Origin of the sequence: Defluviicoccus vanus (assembly GCF_014672695.1) — a bacterium.
Taxonomy (GTDB): Bacteria; Pseudomonadota; Alphaproteobacteria; order Rhodospirillales; family Defluviicoccaceae; genus Defluviicoccus; species Defluviicoccus vanus.
Map to the genome: position 1 here is coordinate 2629601 of NZ_CP053923.1, position 16175 is coordinate 2645775.

A 16175-nucleotide genomic window follows, 5' to 3' on the forward strand; every position below is an offset into this window, starting at 1 on the left:
GCGCCGGCGTTCACGCCAGGGCCCTAACTTCGGCGGCAGTACGGCAGGCGAGCGCGCGTTGCGCCAGGGCGCGCGTCTTCTCCCGTGACAAGCCGCGGATCTGCGCCTTGACGGCGGCGATGCTTGGGATGCTGACGCTGAGTTCGTGCACGCCGAGGCCGCTGAGGAGGACGACACCGAGCGGATCGCCGGCAATACCGCCGCAGGCGCCCACCCATTTGCCCGCGGCGTCGGCCGCCCGTACCGTTTGGTCGATCATCCTGAGGACTGCCGGATGGAGACCGTCCGCCTGCTTCGCCAACTGCGGGTGCAGGCGGTCCATGGCCAGGACGTACTGGGTCAGATCGTTGGTGCCGATCGAAAAGAAGTCCACCTCAGGGGCGAAGACGTCGGCCATCACTGCCGACGACGGGACCTCGATCATCATGCCGATCTCCACCGGGTCGGCGCCGAGCGAGTTCCGTACCTCCTCGGTGATCTCCTTCGCCTTCTGCAGTTCCTCGAAGGTGGCGATCATCGGATACATGATCCTGACCGGCCCCGTCGCCGCGGCGCGGAAAATGGCACGAAGCTGGGTGCGGAACAGATCCTTGCGGGCGAAGCACAGGCGGATGCCGCGCTCGCCGAGGAAAGGGTTCATCTCCGCCGGCATCTGCAGATACGGCACCTCCTTGTCGCCGCCGATGTCGAGGGTGCGGATGATGATCGGCAGGCCATTCAGCGCCTTGGTCATAGCCGCATAGGTCTCGAACTGCTCGTCCTCGGTGGGCGCACTGTCCCGCTGCAAGAAGAGAAACTCGGTGCGTAGCAGGCCGACGCCCTCGCCGCCGGCTTCCACCGCGGCCGCGGCCTCGGCCACATCGCTGATGTTGGCAACCACTTCGATGCGGGCGCCATCGGTCATGATCGCCGGCTTGTAGCATGCCTTGCGCTCGGCATCGCGCTGCGTCTGGTGATCCACCAGCGCCTGCCGTGCCTGTGCGGTGTCCGCTTCCGTCGGCTCGATCACCAGCAGGCCGCCGTTGCCATCAAGGATGGCGAGGGTCCCGTCGGCTAGATTGAGCACCGAGTCACCGGCACTGACCACCGCCGGAATATCCAGCGAGCGGGCAATGATCGAGGTATGCGAGGTGGGACCACCACCGGCAGTGCACAGGCCGAGGGCGAATTTCGGATCGAGCCGGGCGGTATCCGACGGCGTCAAGTCGTCGGCGACGAGGATGACCGGCTGATCCGGCAGCTGAGGCTCGTCTTCAATCGTCTCGGCCAGCAACTTGAGGACGCGACGGCCGGCGTCGCGTAGGTCGGATGCCCGTGCCGCCAGCACGGCGTCTTTCATCGACGCCAGAATCCCCGCCCGCTCCTCGTAGACGTGCTGCCAAGCCCAGCCGGCGCTTCGGCCCTCGCGGATCAGGCTGCGTGCCGCATCCAGCATCTCCGGGTCTTCGAGGAATTCGGCGTGCGCCTTGAAGATGCCGGCCTTGGCCGGACCCGACTTCTTCCACACTTCGTCGAACAATTCTTCGAGCTGGCGCTTGGCACTTTCGATCGCCCGATCGAGTTTCTTCAGCTCCGCCGCTGCGTCACGCGCCGTCGCCTCGACGACGATCTTGGCGCGGACGAACTGCCGGATCGGACCGATGGCGAGACCGGGTGAGGCGGATATGGCGGCTACGGTCCGCGCTTCGTAGCGGATGGTCTGTCGGGCATCAACGATGGGCAGGGCGGCATCGGCGGCAGCCTGGGCTTCGTCTTCCAGACCTTTCTCGATCGCCGCCTTCAGGGTCGCAAGCGCCTTGGCTGCGTCCGCACCATCGGCGGTTACGCGCAGCTTGGCGCCCTTCTCGGCGCCTAGCTTCAACAGCGAGATCAGGCTTTTGCCATCCGCCACCTTGTCGCCATGACGCACCCGGACGGTTGCCTGAAATGATTTCGCCAAATTGACAAAGGCAGTTGCCGGGCGGGCGTGCAGGCCATGCGGGTTGTCGATAGTGACGTCAAAGCCGTCCCCCAGTTCCTCCACCACCGCTGCCGGGGCGGATGCCGCCGCCGCGGCGCTGGCAGCGCTTCCCGACAGGCGGGCGGCGATCCGCCCCGCATCGGTCGTCTTCGCCAGTTGCGCCGCTTCTTCCGGCTCGCCCAGGACATCGGTGAGATTGGCGAGGATCTCGAGGTGTTCGTCGGACTTGGCGGCGATACCAACGACGAGATGCACCATCTCGCCGGGATTCCATTCGACCCCGAGCGGCACCTGCAGCACCGCGACGCCGGTCTTGCGGATCAGCTCCCGGTCCTTGGGAATGCCATGCGGAATGGCGATGCCGTTGCCGAGGAAGGTGTTGGCAATCTTTTCCCGTGCCAACATGCTGGCAACGTAACCGGGATCGATATGGCCAGCTTCGACCAGGAGCTCACCAACCTGACGGATGGCCTCTGCCTTGGTGTGGGGGTTGCTGCCGACGCGGACAGCTTTGGCGTCGAGAGCGAGCATGTCTCGGATCCTCCCAGGAAAGATGGGCGCTAAGTGGTTGGCTGTGGTCGTGGGGAGAAGCGCGCGGCTACTCCATCGCTTCCAGCTCTATCCCTTTAGTTTCCTTGATGAAACGCAGGACGAAGAAGAATGACAGCGCCGCAAAGCCGGCGTAGAGGCCATAAGCGATCCCGAGCCCCAGGTTGAAGACGATCGGCGGGAACGAGGTCGAAATGATGAAGTTGGCGATCCATTGCACGCCGGCGCCGAGAGCGAGAGCGGAGGCGCGGATCCTGTTATTGAACATTTCGCCCAGCAGCACCCAGACGACCGGACCCCAGGAAAAACCGAAACAGAAGACGTAGATATTGGCGGCGAAGAGCGCGATCAGCCCAGCGGTGGAACTCAACACTGGAAAGCCTTCGGCGTTGACCGGTGCGGTGCCGAACACCCAGGTCATCGCACCCAGTGTGACCACCATGCCGATCGAGCCGAGAAGCAGCAGCGGCTTGCGGCCGAACCGGTCGATGAAGGCGATCGCCACCAGCGTCGTGATGATATTGATGAGGCCGGTGATCATGGTGATCAGGAGTGCGTTCGCTTCGGTGAAGCCAACGATCCGCCAGAGCGCGCTGCTGTAGTAGAAGATGACGTTGATGCCGACGAACTGCTGGAACAGCGACAGTGCCATGCCAACCCAGACGATCGGCAGGAGACCGAAGCGGCCGCGCAGGTCGTTGAAGCTCGGCTTACGCTCGCGGCGGACGGTCCGGGCGATCTCCTCGACCTTGACGGAAGCGTGCGGGCCAATCATTCGCGCCAGCACGGCACGCGCCTCGGTGTGACGGCCCTGGGCGACCAGATAACGCGGCGNATCCGGGATGACGAGGGCGAAAATGCCGTACATGATCGCTGGTGGCACTTCCGACCAGAACATCCAGCGCCAGGCTTCGAAACCGAACCAGAAGGGCGCGCTCGCCGAGCCGGCCACCGAAGCAATGCCATAGTTGCCAAGAAGGGCGGCGAAGATGCCGACGACGATCGCCAGTTGCTGCAACGAGCCGAGGCGACCACGCATCTCGGCAGGTGAGCACTCTGCGATATAGGCGGGGGCGATGACGCTTGCTGCACCGACACCGATGCCGCCCAGGATCCGCCAAAAAATGAAGTCGTATAGCCCGATCGGCGCGCCGGAACCAATGGCACTGATGGTGAAGAGGATGGCGGCGATGACCATGCAGTGGGTACGGCCGATGCGGTCAGACAGTGGGCCGACGATGAAGGCGCCTGCAGCCGACCCGAGGAGTGCCAGCGAAACGGCAAGTCCGATCCCGAGGCTGGACGCGTTGAATTCGCTCTTCAGTGCCAGCACCGCGCCGTTGATCACCGCAGTATCGAAGCCAAACAGGAACCCACCCATCGCCGCCGCGGCGGCGATCAGGATCACGTAGCCGATGTTGGGGACGACGACGCGTTGCGAAGCCGTTGTAGCCATTGGATGTCCACTCCCAAAATATTGCTCTTCGAGCAGGGTTCGCTTGTATTGGAGGCTAGAAATCGATTCCAGCCTCGAAGCCGATTACGAAAGCGTTGTCGATATCCTGGTATCCACTCGGATTGAACACGAATTGGACATCGGGCCGAACATAGAAGAACTTCGTGACTTGAACCTGATAGTTTAATTCAAGAATGGTTTCCGCGTGTTGCTTTTCAACATCGGCGTTGCTTTGGGCATTGCGTAGATCGTTGCTGTAGAAACCGCTGGCGACAGCAAAGGCCGCCTTGTCCTTTGGCCGTGCATCAAACAGGCCTTCGTAGATGAGGCCGCCGGAAACGAAGTAGGGGATGACGTTTTGCTGCTGATCCGGCGCGGCAACGAAGACGAACAGGCCGTATAGTCCCTGTGTTGCGCCTGGTTCTTCGCGATAGAGCATTTGGTCGACGAGGGTGTAGATGCCGCTTGCCCCGGAATGAGTCTGCGGCGCCCTGGTGGNAATTGAAGATCGTCCCCCGCCTTGCGCCTTGGCGACGTCGTTGAAGTCGCCTGTGTGATAGTAGCCGCCGATCTTGTAGGCGGCGGGGAGACCGAGCAGCCCCTGCTGCGGCTTGTAGCCTGCCTCGGTCAGGATCAGGACGCCGTTGTCGCCAAAGGTAAAGTCGGTGCCGTGGTCGTCGCGGCCTTCCTGGCCCGGATCACCGTCATAGACGCCGACCTGGAGATAGGTATCCTGCGTCGGATGCACCCGGGCGCGGGCGCCCCAGGTGGCTTGCGGATAGGCAGTGATACCGTCCGGCATGTTGAAGAATGGCGCCGGCGGCTGGCCGCAGATGGCATTGCTGACGAACTGGCAGTAGAGCGGTGAGGTCAGGAAGTCGTTGGTGGCAGCGAGGCGCCCATAGGCGAGGTTGAGTCGGCCATCGAACAGGTCGTGATCCATCTCTCCTTCGACCAGCCGCCAGGTCTGGCCGCCGCCGTAGAGTTGTTGCACGCTGAAGGCGTTGCCGATGTAATCCTTGCTGAGGCTGTCGCCGGAGCGTTGCGAGCCGCGAATGCGAAACTTCGAGTTCGGCAGGCCGATCAGCTTGTCCAGGTCAAAATTCAGGCCAAGCAGCACGTTGTGAACGTAGGTTTGTCCCTGATCGTCACCACCGACGGGATTGGCCATGAATTCCATCGCATAGCCGAGCTCGACGGTGAAGCCTTTCTCGGACAGCGTGTTGCGCAAGCCGCCCCAATCTCCGGTGAGATTGGTATCCCAGCTATACTTCGGCGGCGGCGCTTCGCTGCTCGCCTCCGGCTCTTCCGACACGCCGGTTCCCGGCTCCTGTGGTTCGTCAATCTGTGCCAGCGCCGGCGAGGACACAGCACCAAACAGCCCGATCGTCGCGGCCAGGAGTATCAAGCGCGTGCGCCGTTGTGCCAGTCCTTGCCGCTGAGGACCGCTCGCTTGACTTGGAGCCTCCAGGCAAGTGGTTGCCGGGATTTTCGAGCTGTCTTTCGCTGTCACGACGTCATCTCCCTCAAACACGATATTGTTGTTCGCGTTAGAAAGATCTGAACAAGTTGATATGAACCGTTAATCTCATCAAAGCACCGTGAGCTTGAAATAATTGCAACATGGCGTGCCCGGGAGTTGCTGCGGTCGCATGCACCGCGGGTCGCTGCTGACGGGAAGCCGCAACGTCCGGGTAAATTAAAAGGCCGGGACAAAAAAAAGTGCAGGCGACGTGATCGTCGCCTGCACCGATATGACCGACATGCAATCGGTCCGGGCTTGGGAGGAGGCTCTATCCAAGCGGTTTCGTGTGAACCGATGATGTCAGCGACAGCCGCTAGTTCGTAAATTTTGTCATATGGAACGATGACGTGACGGCGGAGGCAACGGGCACGGGCAGTGATGGGACGTTGATTCGACGCCGGACGGTGCTGCGGACGGCTGCCCGGTGCACTACTGCTGGGGGTGAAGGCACCTGCGGCGATCGCCTCGCCGACTCCGCTCACTGTGATCACCCGCGACACCGAAGCCATTGCCGGCCCGGCGGCCCGGCATGGGCACAGCTTCGCCGCTGCTACCGGCATCGCGGTCAAGGTTGTCCGCGCTCCCTTCGACCAGCTGTATGACGATATCATGGTCGGCTTCATCACCGGCCGCAGCCTCTACGACGTGGTCATCGTGCCGTCGACGTGGCTGGCCGATCTGGCTCCCTACCTGGCGCCGGTGCCGGACTGGCTGGTCAAAGGCATCGATCTTGCCGACATCTATCCCGCCTATCGCGATGTGATGATGCGTTGGCAGGGCGACTGGAAGGCGGTCACCATCGACGGTGACCTGCAGATCGGCGCCTATCGGACCGATCTGTTTGCCGATCCGTCGCATCAGCGCGCCTTTGCCGCGGCGTATGGGCAACCCCTGGCGCCGCCGGAGACCTGGGAGGATTACCATCGCATCGCCGAATATTTCCATGGCCGGACCGATGCGGATGGTCGAACAGTGGCCGGGACAGTGGAGGCGTTTGCGTCGCGAGGCCAGCGACTGTGGACCCTCTTCAGTCGCGCCGCCGCCTACGTCAATCATCCAGCGCAACCGGGGGCGATGTTCTTCGATCCGCAGTCGATGATCCCTTCGATCGACAACCCGGGATGGGTGCGGGCGCTGAGCGAGTACGCTGGCGTCCGCGCCTTCGCGCCGGTGGACGCGGCTCGGATGGACAGTTTCGAGATCCGCGCCCGCTTCATCGCCGGGCGATCGGCGATGGCCGTTGACTGGACCGATGTGGGCGTCCTTGCCGCCGATGCCCGCGTTTCGACCATTGCCGACCGAGTGGGGTTCTTCATCCTGCCGGGCAGCAGCTCGGTGTGGAATCCGACGACGCAACAATGGGATAGCCTAGATCGGGTTCGCCGCGTCCCTTTTATTGCCTTCGGTGGCTGGATCGCCGCGGTACCGGCGGATCGGCAGCGGCGTGACGACGCCTGGCGGTATGTTGCCTGGCTTGCCGATCCCACGCGTAGCGCCGTCGATGTCATGGACGGGAGCTCCGGGATCAATCCCTACCGCATCTCGCATCTGGCCGACGTGACGCGCTGGCGGCGGGCCTTCGGCTCAACGGTGCAGGCTTCGGCCTACCTTGCGGCTATTCGCGCCAGCCTGGAGTCGCCGGAGGTTGTCGGCGACCTGCGGATCCCCGGCTTTCGTGCCTACGCCGCGGCGCTGGACGCCGCAATCGAAGCGGCCTTGAGTGGGAAAACGGAGCCGCAGGTGGCACTGAGCGAGGCGGCTGGCGCCTGGGAGCGCATTACCGACCGGCTGGGACGGCAAGGGCAGCGGCAGCATTACCGCCGGGCAATGGGGCTGGATGAATGAGGGCAGCAGACCGGGTGGCGAGCCGCAGCATCCAGCAGCGCCTGTTCCTCATTTTGGCGGTGGCGTCCGCCTTGGTGACGATTGCCAGCCTGCTTGCCATTTTCGCCATGAGCCGGATCCGCGCCGAATTCGAAAGCGTCTCGGCGCGTGAGCTGCCGGAAACCACCGCAGCGCTGCGTCTGGCGCAGATCGGCGAGCGGCTGCAGGGGAGGGCAGGGGCGCTGATTGCCGCCAAGGATGCCGTTCAACGCACGATGCAGATGCGGCTGATCGCCGCCGATGTGGATGCCCTCGCGCACGAGGTCCAACAGCTGAAGGCGGCGCAAAGCCACGAAACCGACCTTATCGGCGGCATTTCGACCAATGCGCTGGCGCTGCGGGAGAACCTGACCGCCATCGGCGAGTTGTTGACCCGTCAGTCGGACCTGACGGCAAGGCTGAACGAGGGGCTGTTGCGAACGCTTCAACTGCAGGACAGCATCCGGCAGATTCTTGGTCCATCCATTCTGGCGATCACCGACGCTGTCGATCGCGGCTTGGCGCGGTCGATCGCAGGAACGGCGGCAGGGCCGGGAGATGCGTCGAAGGAGACGTTCACCGCCGCAGTCGCCGCGCAGGCACCCTTGCGTGAAGCGGAGCGGCTGGCTGATGCGGCGCTCAACAGTCTGCTGATCGCGATCGAGGCGGGCGACGAAGCCGAACTGGAGGCAACGCTCGACCGCTTTCGCCGCGCCCTCGGCGAATGGCAGCAGTTGATCCCGACCATGCCGGCGGGCCTGCGCCTGCCCTTGCGCGTGGTGACCGGCCATCTCACCCGGCAGGTGCAAGGGTCGGAAAGCATATTCCGCATTCGCCGTGAGGCACTGGCGACGCTGCAGCGGGCGGATGCGCTGATGGCCGACAATCGCCTCCTCGCCGATCGGTTGTCGGAACAAGTAGATCGGCTTGTCGCCTCCGCCAGCGCGACGGTAGCCCGGGCCGAGCGCTCGATGAATTCAACCATCGTTCGCTACACGTTTCTCCTCGCCGGCCTGAGCATTGCCGCCATCGCTACCGCCGTGTTCATTTCCTACCTCTTCATCATTCGCGATCTCGGCGCCGGCATGCGCAGCATCACCTCGGCGATGATGCGCCTGGCTGGCGGCGAACATGACACCGCCGTGCCGGCGATCGACCGGCGTGACGAAATCGGCGATCTGGCGCGCGCCTTCGCCGTTTTTCAGGCCAACGCCCGCCGGATGGTGACCCTCGACCGGCAACTGGTCGAAAAGTCCAATCTGCTCGTCGCCACCTTCGACAACATGAACGACGGCTTCAGTGTCTACGACGGGAAGGCGCGGCTGGTGGCGTGGAACGCGCAATTCGTCCACCTGTACGAACTGCCGGAGGATATTCTCGTCCCTGGCACGCCGATCGAGGCGATCCAGCGGATTGTCGCCAACCGCGGCGTGGTGATCCGGACGCCTGTCGGCCGGCAGGTGGAGCCGCCTGAGCTGTCGCTGCAGCGGCTGCGAGTCGCTGAGCGCTTCGAAATCGATCTCACCAACGGACGCACCATCGAACTGCGCAGCAATCCGATCCCCACCGGTGGTTTCGTCACCATTCATATCGATATCACCGAGCGCAAGGCGATCGAGCTGCAACTGCGCCAGGCGCAGAAGATGGAGGTGGTGGGTCAACTGACCGGCGGCCTCGCGCACGACTTCAACAACCTCCTGGCGGTGATTCAGGGCAACCTTCACCTGCTGGAGGACCAGCTCCATGACCAGCCGCAGCTGCAAGAGCGGGCGACGCGGGCGCTGGCCGCGGGCGAACGGGCGGCGATGCAGATCGAACGCTTGCTGGCGTTTTCGCGCCGGCAGAAGCTCCACCCGGAGAGCGTCGATATCCGTGAGCTTGTGGTCGGCATCACCGATCTCCTTGCCTACAGCGTGGGTGAGGGGGTGGAGATTCGCACCGAACTGGCAAACGGGCTGCCGCCGGTGCTGGTGGACCCGGGGCAGCTGGACAATGCACTGCTTAACCTGGCCCTGAACGCCCGCGACGCCATGGATGGACGGGGAACTCTGACCATCGGTGTCGGCCCGGCGACCACCTCCGGCGCTACTGGCCAGCCGTCGGGAGCATTCGTGGAAATCAGTGTGCGGGATACCGGCCGCGGCATGTCAGCTGACGTCATCGAGCGCGCGATCGAGCCCTTCTTCACCACCAAGGCGCCAGGCAAGGGCAGCGGCCTCGGCCTCAGCATGGTTTACGGCTTCGTTCGCCAGTCGGGTGGCGTGTTTCGCCTCGAAAGTGTGCCGGGTGCCGGCACGTCGATCATCTTCACCCTTCCCGTGACCGATCAAGCCAGAGCTGCAGCTGCGCGCTCAGGCGAAGCCGCTGTCGTTGCTGTCGCTGCCGATCACGACCGGCCGCTTGGCGACGTGGCGGGCACGACGGTGCTCGTCGTCGAGGATGATCCCGGTCTGCGCGAGATCGTCTCCGCTCAGGTGCGAGGGCTTGGCTATCGTGTTGTCGAAGCGGCCGACGCCAACGCGGCTCTCGAGTGCTTGCGTGCCGACGCTGCCATCCGGCTGCTCTACACCGACATCGTCCTTGGCGACGGCGCCAATGGCTTCGTGCTCGCCAGCACCGCGCGGGCGATGCGGCCGTCGATCGGCATCATCTTCACGTCAGCCGAACGGCCGGCTGCCCTCGAAGCGTTGACCGATGATCCGGGACTTCGTGACCTGCTGCAAAAGCCGGTGCGTCTGGACAATCTCGCCGCGGCGTTCACCCGTTGCCTGGCGCAAGCGGCCGACGCTCACACCTCCTCAACCAGCGAATCAAAGACATAGCCGGCACCGCGTTCGGTGCGGATGAGATGCGGTGCATGCGGGTTCGGCTCGATTTTCCGCCGTAACCTGAGGACGAGGACGTCGATCGTCCGATCGAAGACATCGCCGCCATGGGAGCGGGTCAGATCCAGCAGTTGCTCACGGCTCAGCACCCGCCGGGGTGCACCGACGAAGGCCTGCAACAGGAGAAACTCGGCATTGGTCAGCGGCACCGGCTTGCCGTCGGGGCCGATCAGCCGGTGCGCCGTCAGATCGAGGAGGTAGCCGGCGAAGCGCCGGCAGCAATGGCCCAGCGTCGGCGCTGAAGAGACGTCGCCGGCGGTGCCCTTCACCCGCCTGAGCACGGCCTTCGCCCGCGCCACCAACTCGCGCGGGTTGAAGGGCTTGACCACGTAGTCGTCGGCGCCGAGCTCAAGGCCGATAATGCGGTCGACGTCACCACCTAGCCCGGTGAGGATAATGATCGGTACGTCGGAGGTCAGTCGCAGCTTGCCGGCAATCGCCAGTCCGTCGCTGTCGGGCAGGCGAATATCGAGGAGGATCAGGTCGGGTTGGCCGTTGCGCAGCCGCTGCGCCAGCTCATTGCTGTCGGCGGCGTCCTCCACCGCAAAGCCCTGGGATTCGAACGCATGGCGCACCACGTCGCGGACCTCGGCGTCGTCGTCAACAACGAGGATGCGCGATGCCATCATAGCTCCCGGCCTCTCATCCGCTGGCCATGCAACCGAACAGACAGGTGCAGCACTTCAAATGTACTCACCCAATGCGTCCCAACAACGACCGAGGCTGGCCGTCTTCAATGCCGGAAGGATGCGCGACACCGATCGGGGATGTTCCGCCGCAGGATAGGCCGCTGCCGGCTTCGCACCGTCACGGCTTCGCATCCTCAGGCGGAGTGACAACATGACGGTCGTTGTCGCGCGCTGGGTTCAGGCGGATTTCTTCAAGTCGGGGAAATCCTCCTCCCAGAACTCGAGTTCTCCCCGCTCGTCGCCCTTACGACGCTGGTCTTCGAGGCGGCGCAACTCCACGCGGCGAATTTTGCCGGAGATGGTCTTCGGCAATTCGGCGAACTCGATGCGGCGGATCCGCTTGTACGGCGCCAGTCGATCGCGGACGAACTTGAGGATGTCCTCGGCCAGTTCTCGGCTCGGTCGATACCCGTCCACCAGCGTCAGCACCGCCTTCGGCACCGCTAGACGCAGCGGATCGGGGCTCGGCACCACCGCTGCCTCNNGGGCGACAGCTTCATGCTCGATCAGCACGCTTTCCAGTTCGAAGGGGCTGATCCGATAGTCGGAGGCTTTGAACACGTCGTCAGCGCGGCCAACGTAAGTAATGTAGCCGTCGGCGTCACGCATGGCTACGTCGCCTGTGCGGTAATAGCCGCCGGCGGTAACCTCTGCCGTTTTCGCCGCATCGTCCTTGTAGCCGAGCATCAGCCCCGTGGGGCGCGGGTCGAGCATGAGGCTGAGTTCGCCCTCGTCGGCCGGCTTACCGTCCACATCCACCAGTACCACCTGGAAGCCGGGCATCGGCCGGCCCATCGAACCAGGCTGCAGCTTCTGGCGCGGCGAGTTGCCGATCTGGCAGGTGGTTTCGGTCTGGCCGAAGCCGTCGCGCAGCGTTAGTCCCCACGCCTTTTCGACCTGCTCGATCACCTCCGGATTGAGCGGTTCGCCAGCACCGGCCACTTCGCGCAGCTTCACCGGAAAGGCCGCCATGTCCTCTTGGATCAACATCCGCCAGACGGTGGGCGGCGCGCACAAGGTCGTCACCCCATGGCGGACGATGGCGTCAAGCACCACCTTGGCGTTGAACCGGCTGTAGTTGTAGATGAAGATCGTCGCGCCGGCATTCCAGGGAGCGAAAAAGCAGCTCCAGGCGTGCTTGGCCCAACCGGGCGAACTGATATTCCAGTGAATGTCGCCTTCCCGCAGGCCGAGCCAGTACATGGTGGACAGATGGCCGACGGGATAGCTCTGGTGTGAATGCTCCACCAGTTTCGGCTTGGACGTGGTGCCCGAGGTGAAATAGAGCAGCAGCGGATCATTCGCCATGGTTTGCCCATCCGGGGTGAACGCGGACGGTGCGGCAGCGGCGTCGGCATACGATTGCCAGTCGGCAGCGGCGCCGCCGACGATGATCCGGGTATAATCGCCAGGAAGATCTGCGAACTTGCCGATATCGGCGGCGCCGACAACCACGTGACGGACGCCGCCGCGATCGAACCGGTCAAGCAGGTCTTCGCGGGCGAGCAGCGTCGTCGCCGGGATGACCACCGCGCCCAGCTTGATCGCCGCCAGCATGACTTCCCACAGCGGAACGACGTTGTTCAGCATCAGCAGCATGCGGTCGCCGCGCTTGACGCCGAGGCCACGGAGGAAGTTCGCCGTACGGTTGGAGCGTTCCAACAGCTCGGCGAAGCTGAGCTNGCTCTCGCTGCCGTCCTCGTCGACCACCCAAAGCGCTGGCCGAGCGTTGTCGCGGGCGATGACGTCGAAGTAATCGAGTGCCCAGTTGAAGGTGTCGAGCTGGGGCCAACGAAACTCGCGGTAAGCGGTATCGTAATCTTCGCGGTGGGCAACGAGGAAATCGCGCGCAGCAAGAAACGCCTTCGTGGACGACATAAGACCCTCCTATGTTGTTGTTCGTGCGGGACGCTACCTCGCAGTCACGTCGGGCATCCGACGCCTACTGGCAAAGGGGCGACCATCATCTTTTCCGTGAGGGTATCTCAAGTAACTAGCCTCGGCGCAAGTACGCATTGAAGCGATGCAACTGCAGCGGCTGGCATGTGCTTAATCATCACCAACCGACCAGTCGATATCGGCGGCGAAGATGTAGCCGGCACCGTAGACGGTCTTGATGATCTGCGGTGTCTTCGGATCGCTCTCCAGCTTCTGACGCAGTCGCGAGATGCGCACGTCGATGGAGCGATCGAAAGGAGAGCGGTCCTCGGCGCTGCGAATGCCGAGGAGCATGTCGCGGGTCAGCACCCGATTTGGCGCGCGGCAAAACGCCAACAGCAACCGGGCCTCGGCGGCACTTAACTCAGTGCAGCTGCCGCCGGCGTCGGTCAGCGTTAGCCGGTCAAAGTCGCAGGTCCAGGAAGCGAAGCGGGCGATACCGATGGCCTTGTTCGCCGCAACGGTCACGGCGCGCTCGCTTCGGCGTAGCACCGCTTTCACCCGCGCCACCAATTCGCGCGGATCGAACGGCTTGACCAGGTAGTCGTCGGCGCCGAGTTCCAGTCCGAGCACCCGGTCGACCGGATCGCTGCGGCCGGTGAGAATGATCACCGGCACTGGGTCGCGGCCGTGCACGTCGCGGATCACCGCTAGGCCATCGCGGTCGGGCAGTCCCAGATCGACGATGCAGAGGTCCGGCCGGCGAACCCGTATCTGGTTGAGGAACGCGGCGGCGCGCGGAAACCATTCGGTGTGAAAACCGTGCTCTTCCAGCGTCCGGCAGACCAGCCGACCAATCTCCGGATGGTCTTCGAGCACGAACACCCGCTGTCCTGCCGCAGCCATTGGTCCGTCCGATCTCATTGCCAGGATGGGCTCTGCCGACCGGCGGCGCGGCGCTGGTACGGCGTCAATCTCGGCGAAGCATACGTGGGAATGCCGCCGGCTGAAAGGCGCACGGTTACCGCCGGGCAGCCTTGTTCAGGCATAGTCCGCATGCTGCTGTTCACTTAAGCTCATGCCGATTGCGTCGCCTGGCGCAGGGCTTCGATCAACTGCGCCCTGTCGAAGGGCTTGCGGAGAACCGGAAACGGGCAGCGATCGAATTGCCGGGAGCGGTCGCGGCCGGCGTAGCCGGTGATCAGGACGATGCCGAGCCTGGGTCGCAATTGGTGCGCCGCGTGACCGAGGTCGATACCGCTCATCGAGCCCGGCATCACCACATCGCTGACCAGCAGTGTAAAGTCCTCGATGCGTTGCAGCAGAGCCAACGCCTCGTCGGCCGCCGCCGCTTCAACCAACCGGAACCCCAGGTCGGTCAACTGCCGGCGGATCACCGCGCGGACCCGCTCGTCGTCTTCCACCAGCAGGACCAGGTCTTCGGGCAGGGCGCGAAACGCGCTGGCCGGCGCGGCACCGTCCATGGCATCGGACTCGTCGGCCTGCGGCAGCAGGATCACCACTCGTGTTCCCTCTCCCGGCGCACTGTCGATCTGTACCGCACCGTGTGACTGGCGGACGAAGCCATAGACCATGCTGAGGCCGAGGCCGCTGCCGTCACCGACGGCCTTGGTGGTAAAGAAGGGCTCAAACANCCGCGCGCGCGTTGCCGCATCCATGCCGGTGCCGGAATCGGCGACGACGATCTGGACATAACCACCGGGGGCGACGCCGAGGCTGGCCGCGGCATCGGTGTCCAGGTGGACGAACGTCGTTTCGAAGGTCAGCCGGCCACCACGCGGCATGGCGTCACGGGCGTTGAGGGCGAGATTCAGCAGCGCGTTTTCCAGCTGATGCGGATCGACGAGGGCGGCGTAGGGGCGGCCGCGGGTGGCAATGACGATCTCGATGTGACTGGGCAGTGAGCGACGCAGCAAGCGGACCATGGTGCCGATCCGCTCCTCGATATCCACCGCGCGCGGTTCCAGCGACTGGCGGCGGGCAAAGCTCAGCAGACGCTGCGTCAGTTCGGCGCCCTTGCGCGCGGCTTCGATCGCCGGATCGATGAACTCAGCGAGGGCCGCCTCGGTGGTCTGTTCACGCAACGGCAGCAGGTTGCCGAGGATGACGGTGAGCAGATTGTTGAAATCGTGGGCAATGCCGCTTGTCAACTGGCCCACCGCCTCCATCTTCGCCGCCTGGACGATGGCGGCCTCCGCCTGCTTCTGCCGGGCGATGTCGAGCGACAGGATGAAGAAGCCGACGATGCCGCCCGGTTCCTGGATCTCCGGGACCAGCCAGGTGCGGATCGCCGTTCGCCGTCCCTGGGCATCGGCGGTCTCGTACTCAAAGGTGACGTCCTTGCCGTCGAGCACGGTGGCGATGTGCGGGCGCATCTCCGCCAAGGTTTGCTCGCCCACCACCTCCAGCGCCGGTCGGCCGACGATGGCAGCCTTGGCGAAACCGTAGGCGGCGGCGAAGCGGCGATTGGCAAACAGACACAGCAGATCGCGGTTCCAGTAGGCAATGCCGGCAGGGAGGCTGTCGGTGACCAGCAGCAAGCGTGACTCGCTGCTGCGCAGTGCCGCGGCGATCTCCTTCTGCTTGGCGACGGCACCGAGAAGCTTGTCGTGTGCGGCCTGCAGTTCGGCCGTTCGCACCTCCACGCGTCGCTCCAGATCCTCGTTGTGCGCGCGGACCAGGCGCTCGGCGCGGCGCTGGGCGGTCACGTCAGTATAGACGCGGAAGAAGCCGCCGCCCGGAAGCGGCTCGCCCCGGACGGCGAGAATGGTGCCGTCCGGCCGCACCCGCTCGAAGCTCTGCGGCTGCAATGCGGCCGCCTGCTGCCGGCGTTCGTTCACCTGCGTTTCGATCTCGCCGCAGCCATACTCGCCGCGCACCGCGTTGAAGCGGATCAGGTCGGCGAAGGCGACGCCGGGGCAGACAAGCTCGGGTGGGAGGGCGAGAAGCTCAATAAAGCGCTGGTTCCAGCCGACCAGACGCAAACGGCTGTCAAAGACGGCAATGCCCTGGTCGAGGCGGTCCAGTCCTGCTTGCAGCAGCGCGTAAACTTCGGTCTCGGTGGATCTCGCGGGCAGCGCCAGCGTCATCGTTCGCCTCCCGTCTGCGACATCTGCAGCGATTGTACGAGACGGCAACGAAGGGCGACAAAGCCTTTACCGGTAAATGGCGTCGCCGTTACAATTCGATACATTGAGCAGACAGTTCTGCAAGATCGCTTGGCTAAAAGTACTCAGCGGAACGAGATGATCGTCTGGAGGTGAAGGTCCGGGCATTCGGAGACGAAACTGCGTCGCGAATACCGTCCGCCTTTGAACGCAAGGATCGTCGCCGGCCAATGGCGGTTGCT

9 protein-coding genes are annotated in these 16175 nt (G+C 64.1%); 2 read left to right on the forward strand and 7 right to left on the reverse strand.

All coding sequences use genetic code 11. From position 1 onward, the window contains the following. Positions 1–10: 10 nt before the first annotated feature. The 3 genes from ptsP to HQ394_RS11895 all read right to left on the reverse strand — a co-directional run bounded on the left by ptsP (position 11) and on the right by HQ394_RS11895 (position 5145). Positions 11–2491: a phosphoenolpyruvate--protein phosphotransferase gene (gene ptsP / locus HQ394_RS11885; RefSeq protein WP_190260429.1), complete on the reverse strand. Its 2481-nt coding sequence runs from the start codon at positions 2489–2491 to the stop codon at positions 11–13. Positions 2492–2558: 67 nt separating this feature from the next. Beyond that, entirely contained in the window at positions 2559–3965 is a 1407-nt protein-coding gene (locus HQ394_RS11890) for a sugar porter family MFS transporter (RefSeq protein WP_190260430.1), read from the reverse strand. 55 nt (positions 3966–4020) lie between these two features. Next, positions 4021–5145 (reverse strand): carbohydrate porin, encoded by a 1125-nt coding sequence (locus HQ394_RS11895; RefSeq protein ID WP_456151598.1) that lies wholly within the window; start codon positions 5143–5145, stop codon positions 4021–4023. A 786-nt stretch (positions 5146–5931) separates the two neighbouring features. Between HQ394_RS11895 and HQ394_RS11900 the strand changes: the two genes are divergently transcribed. Together HQ394_RS11900 and HQ394_RS11905 are read left to right on the forward strand one after the other, a co-directional pair. Then, the gene (locus HQ394_RS11900) at positions 5932–7335 is read left to right on the forward strand and encodes an ABC transporter substrate-binding protein (RefSeq protein WP_223291544.1); all 1404 of its coding nucleotides are present in this window, start codon (positions 5932–5934) and stop codon (positions 7333–7335) included. After that, positions 7332–10175: a PAS-domain containing protein gene (locus HQ394_RS11905; protein ID WP_190260432.1), complete on the forward strand. Its 2844-nt coding sequence runs from the start codon at positions 7332–7334 to the stop codon at positions 10173–10175. Before HQ394_RS11900 ends, HQ394_RS11905 begins: the two co-directional genes overlap by 4 nt. On the opposite strand, the gene HQ394_RS11910 is transcribed toward HQ394_RS11905, so the two are convergent. From HQ394_RS11910 to HQ394_RS11925, 4 genes are all read right to left on the reverse strand, one after another. Further along, positions 10142–10864 (reverse strand): response regulator, encoded by a 723-nt coding sequence (locus HQ394_RS11910; RefSeq protein ID WP_190263282.1) that lies wholly within the window; start codon positions 10862–10864, stop codon positions 10142–10144. The two genes, HQ394_RS11905 and HQ394_RS11910, sit on opposite strands and share 34 nt — an antisense overlap. 240 nt (positions 10865–11104) lie before the next feature. Continuing rightward, positions 11105–12805 carry an AMP-binding protein gene (locus HQ394_RS11915; protein WP_190260433.1) on the reverse strand — a complete coding sequence of 567 codons (1701 nt, stop codon included), beginning with the start codon at positions 12803–12805 and terminating at the stop codon, positions 11105–11107. A gap of 171 nt (positions 12806–12976) precedes the next feature. Further along, positions 12977–13711, reverse strand: a complete 735-nt coding sequence (locus HQ394_RS11920; protein WP_190260434.1) for a response regulator transcription factor — start codon at positions 13709–13711, stop codon at positions 12977–12979. Positions 13712–13881: 170 nt separating this feature from the next. Beyond that, on the reverse strand, positions 13882–15915 hold the full coding sequence (locus tag HQ394_RS11925; RefSeq protein ID WP_190260435.1) for a PAS-domain containing protein: 2034 nt from the start codon (positions 15913–15915) through the stop codon (positions 13882–13884). Positions 15916–16175: the final 260 nt, after the last annotated feature.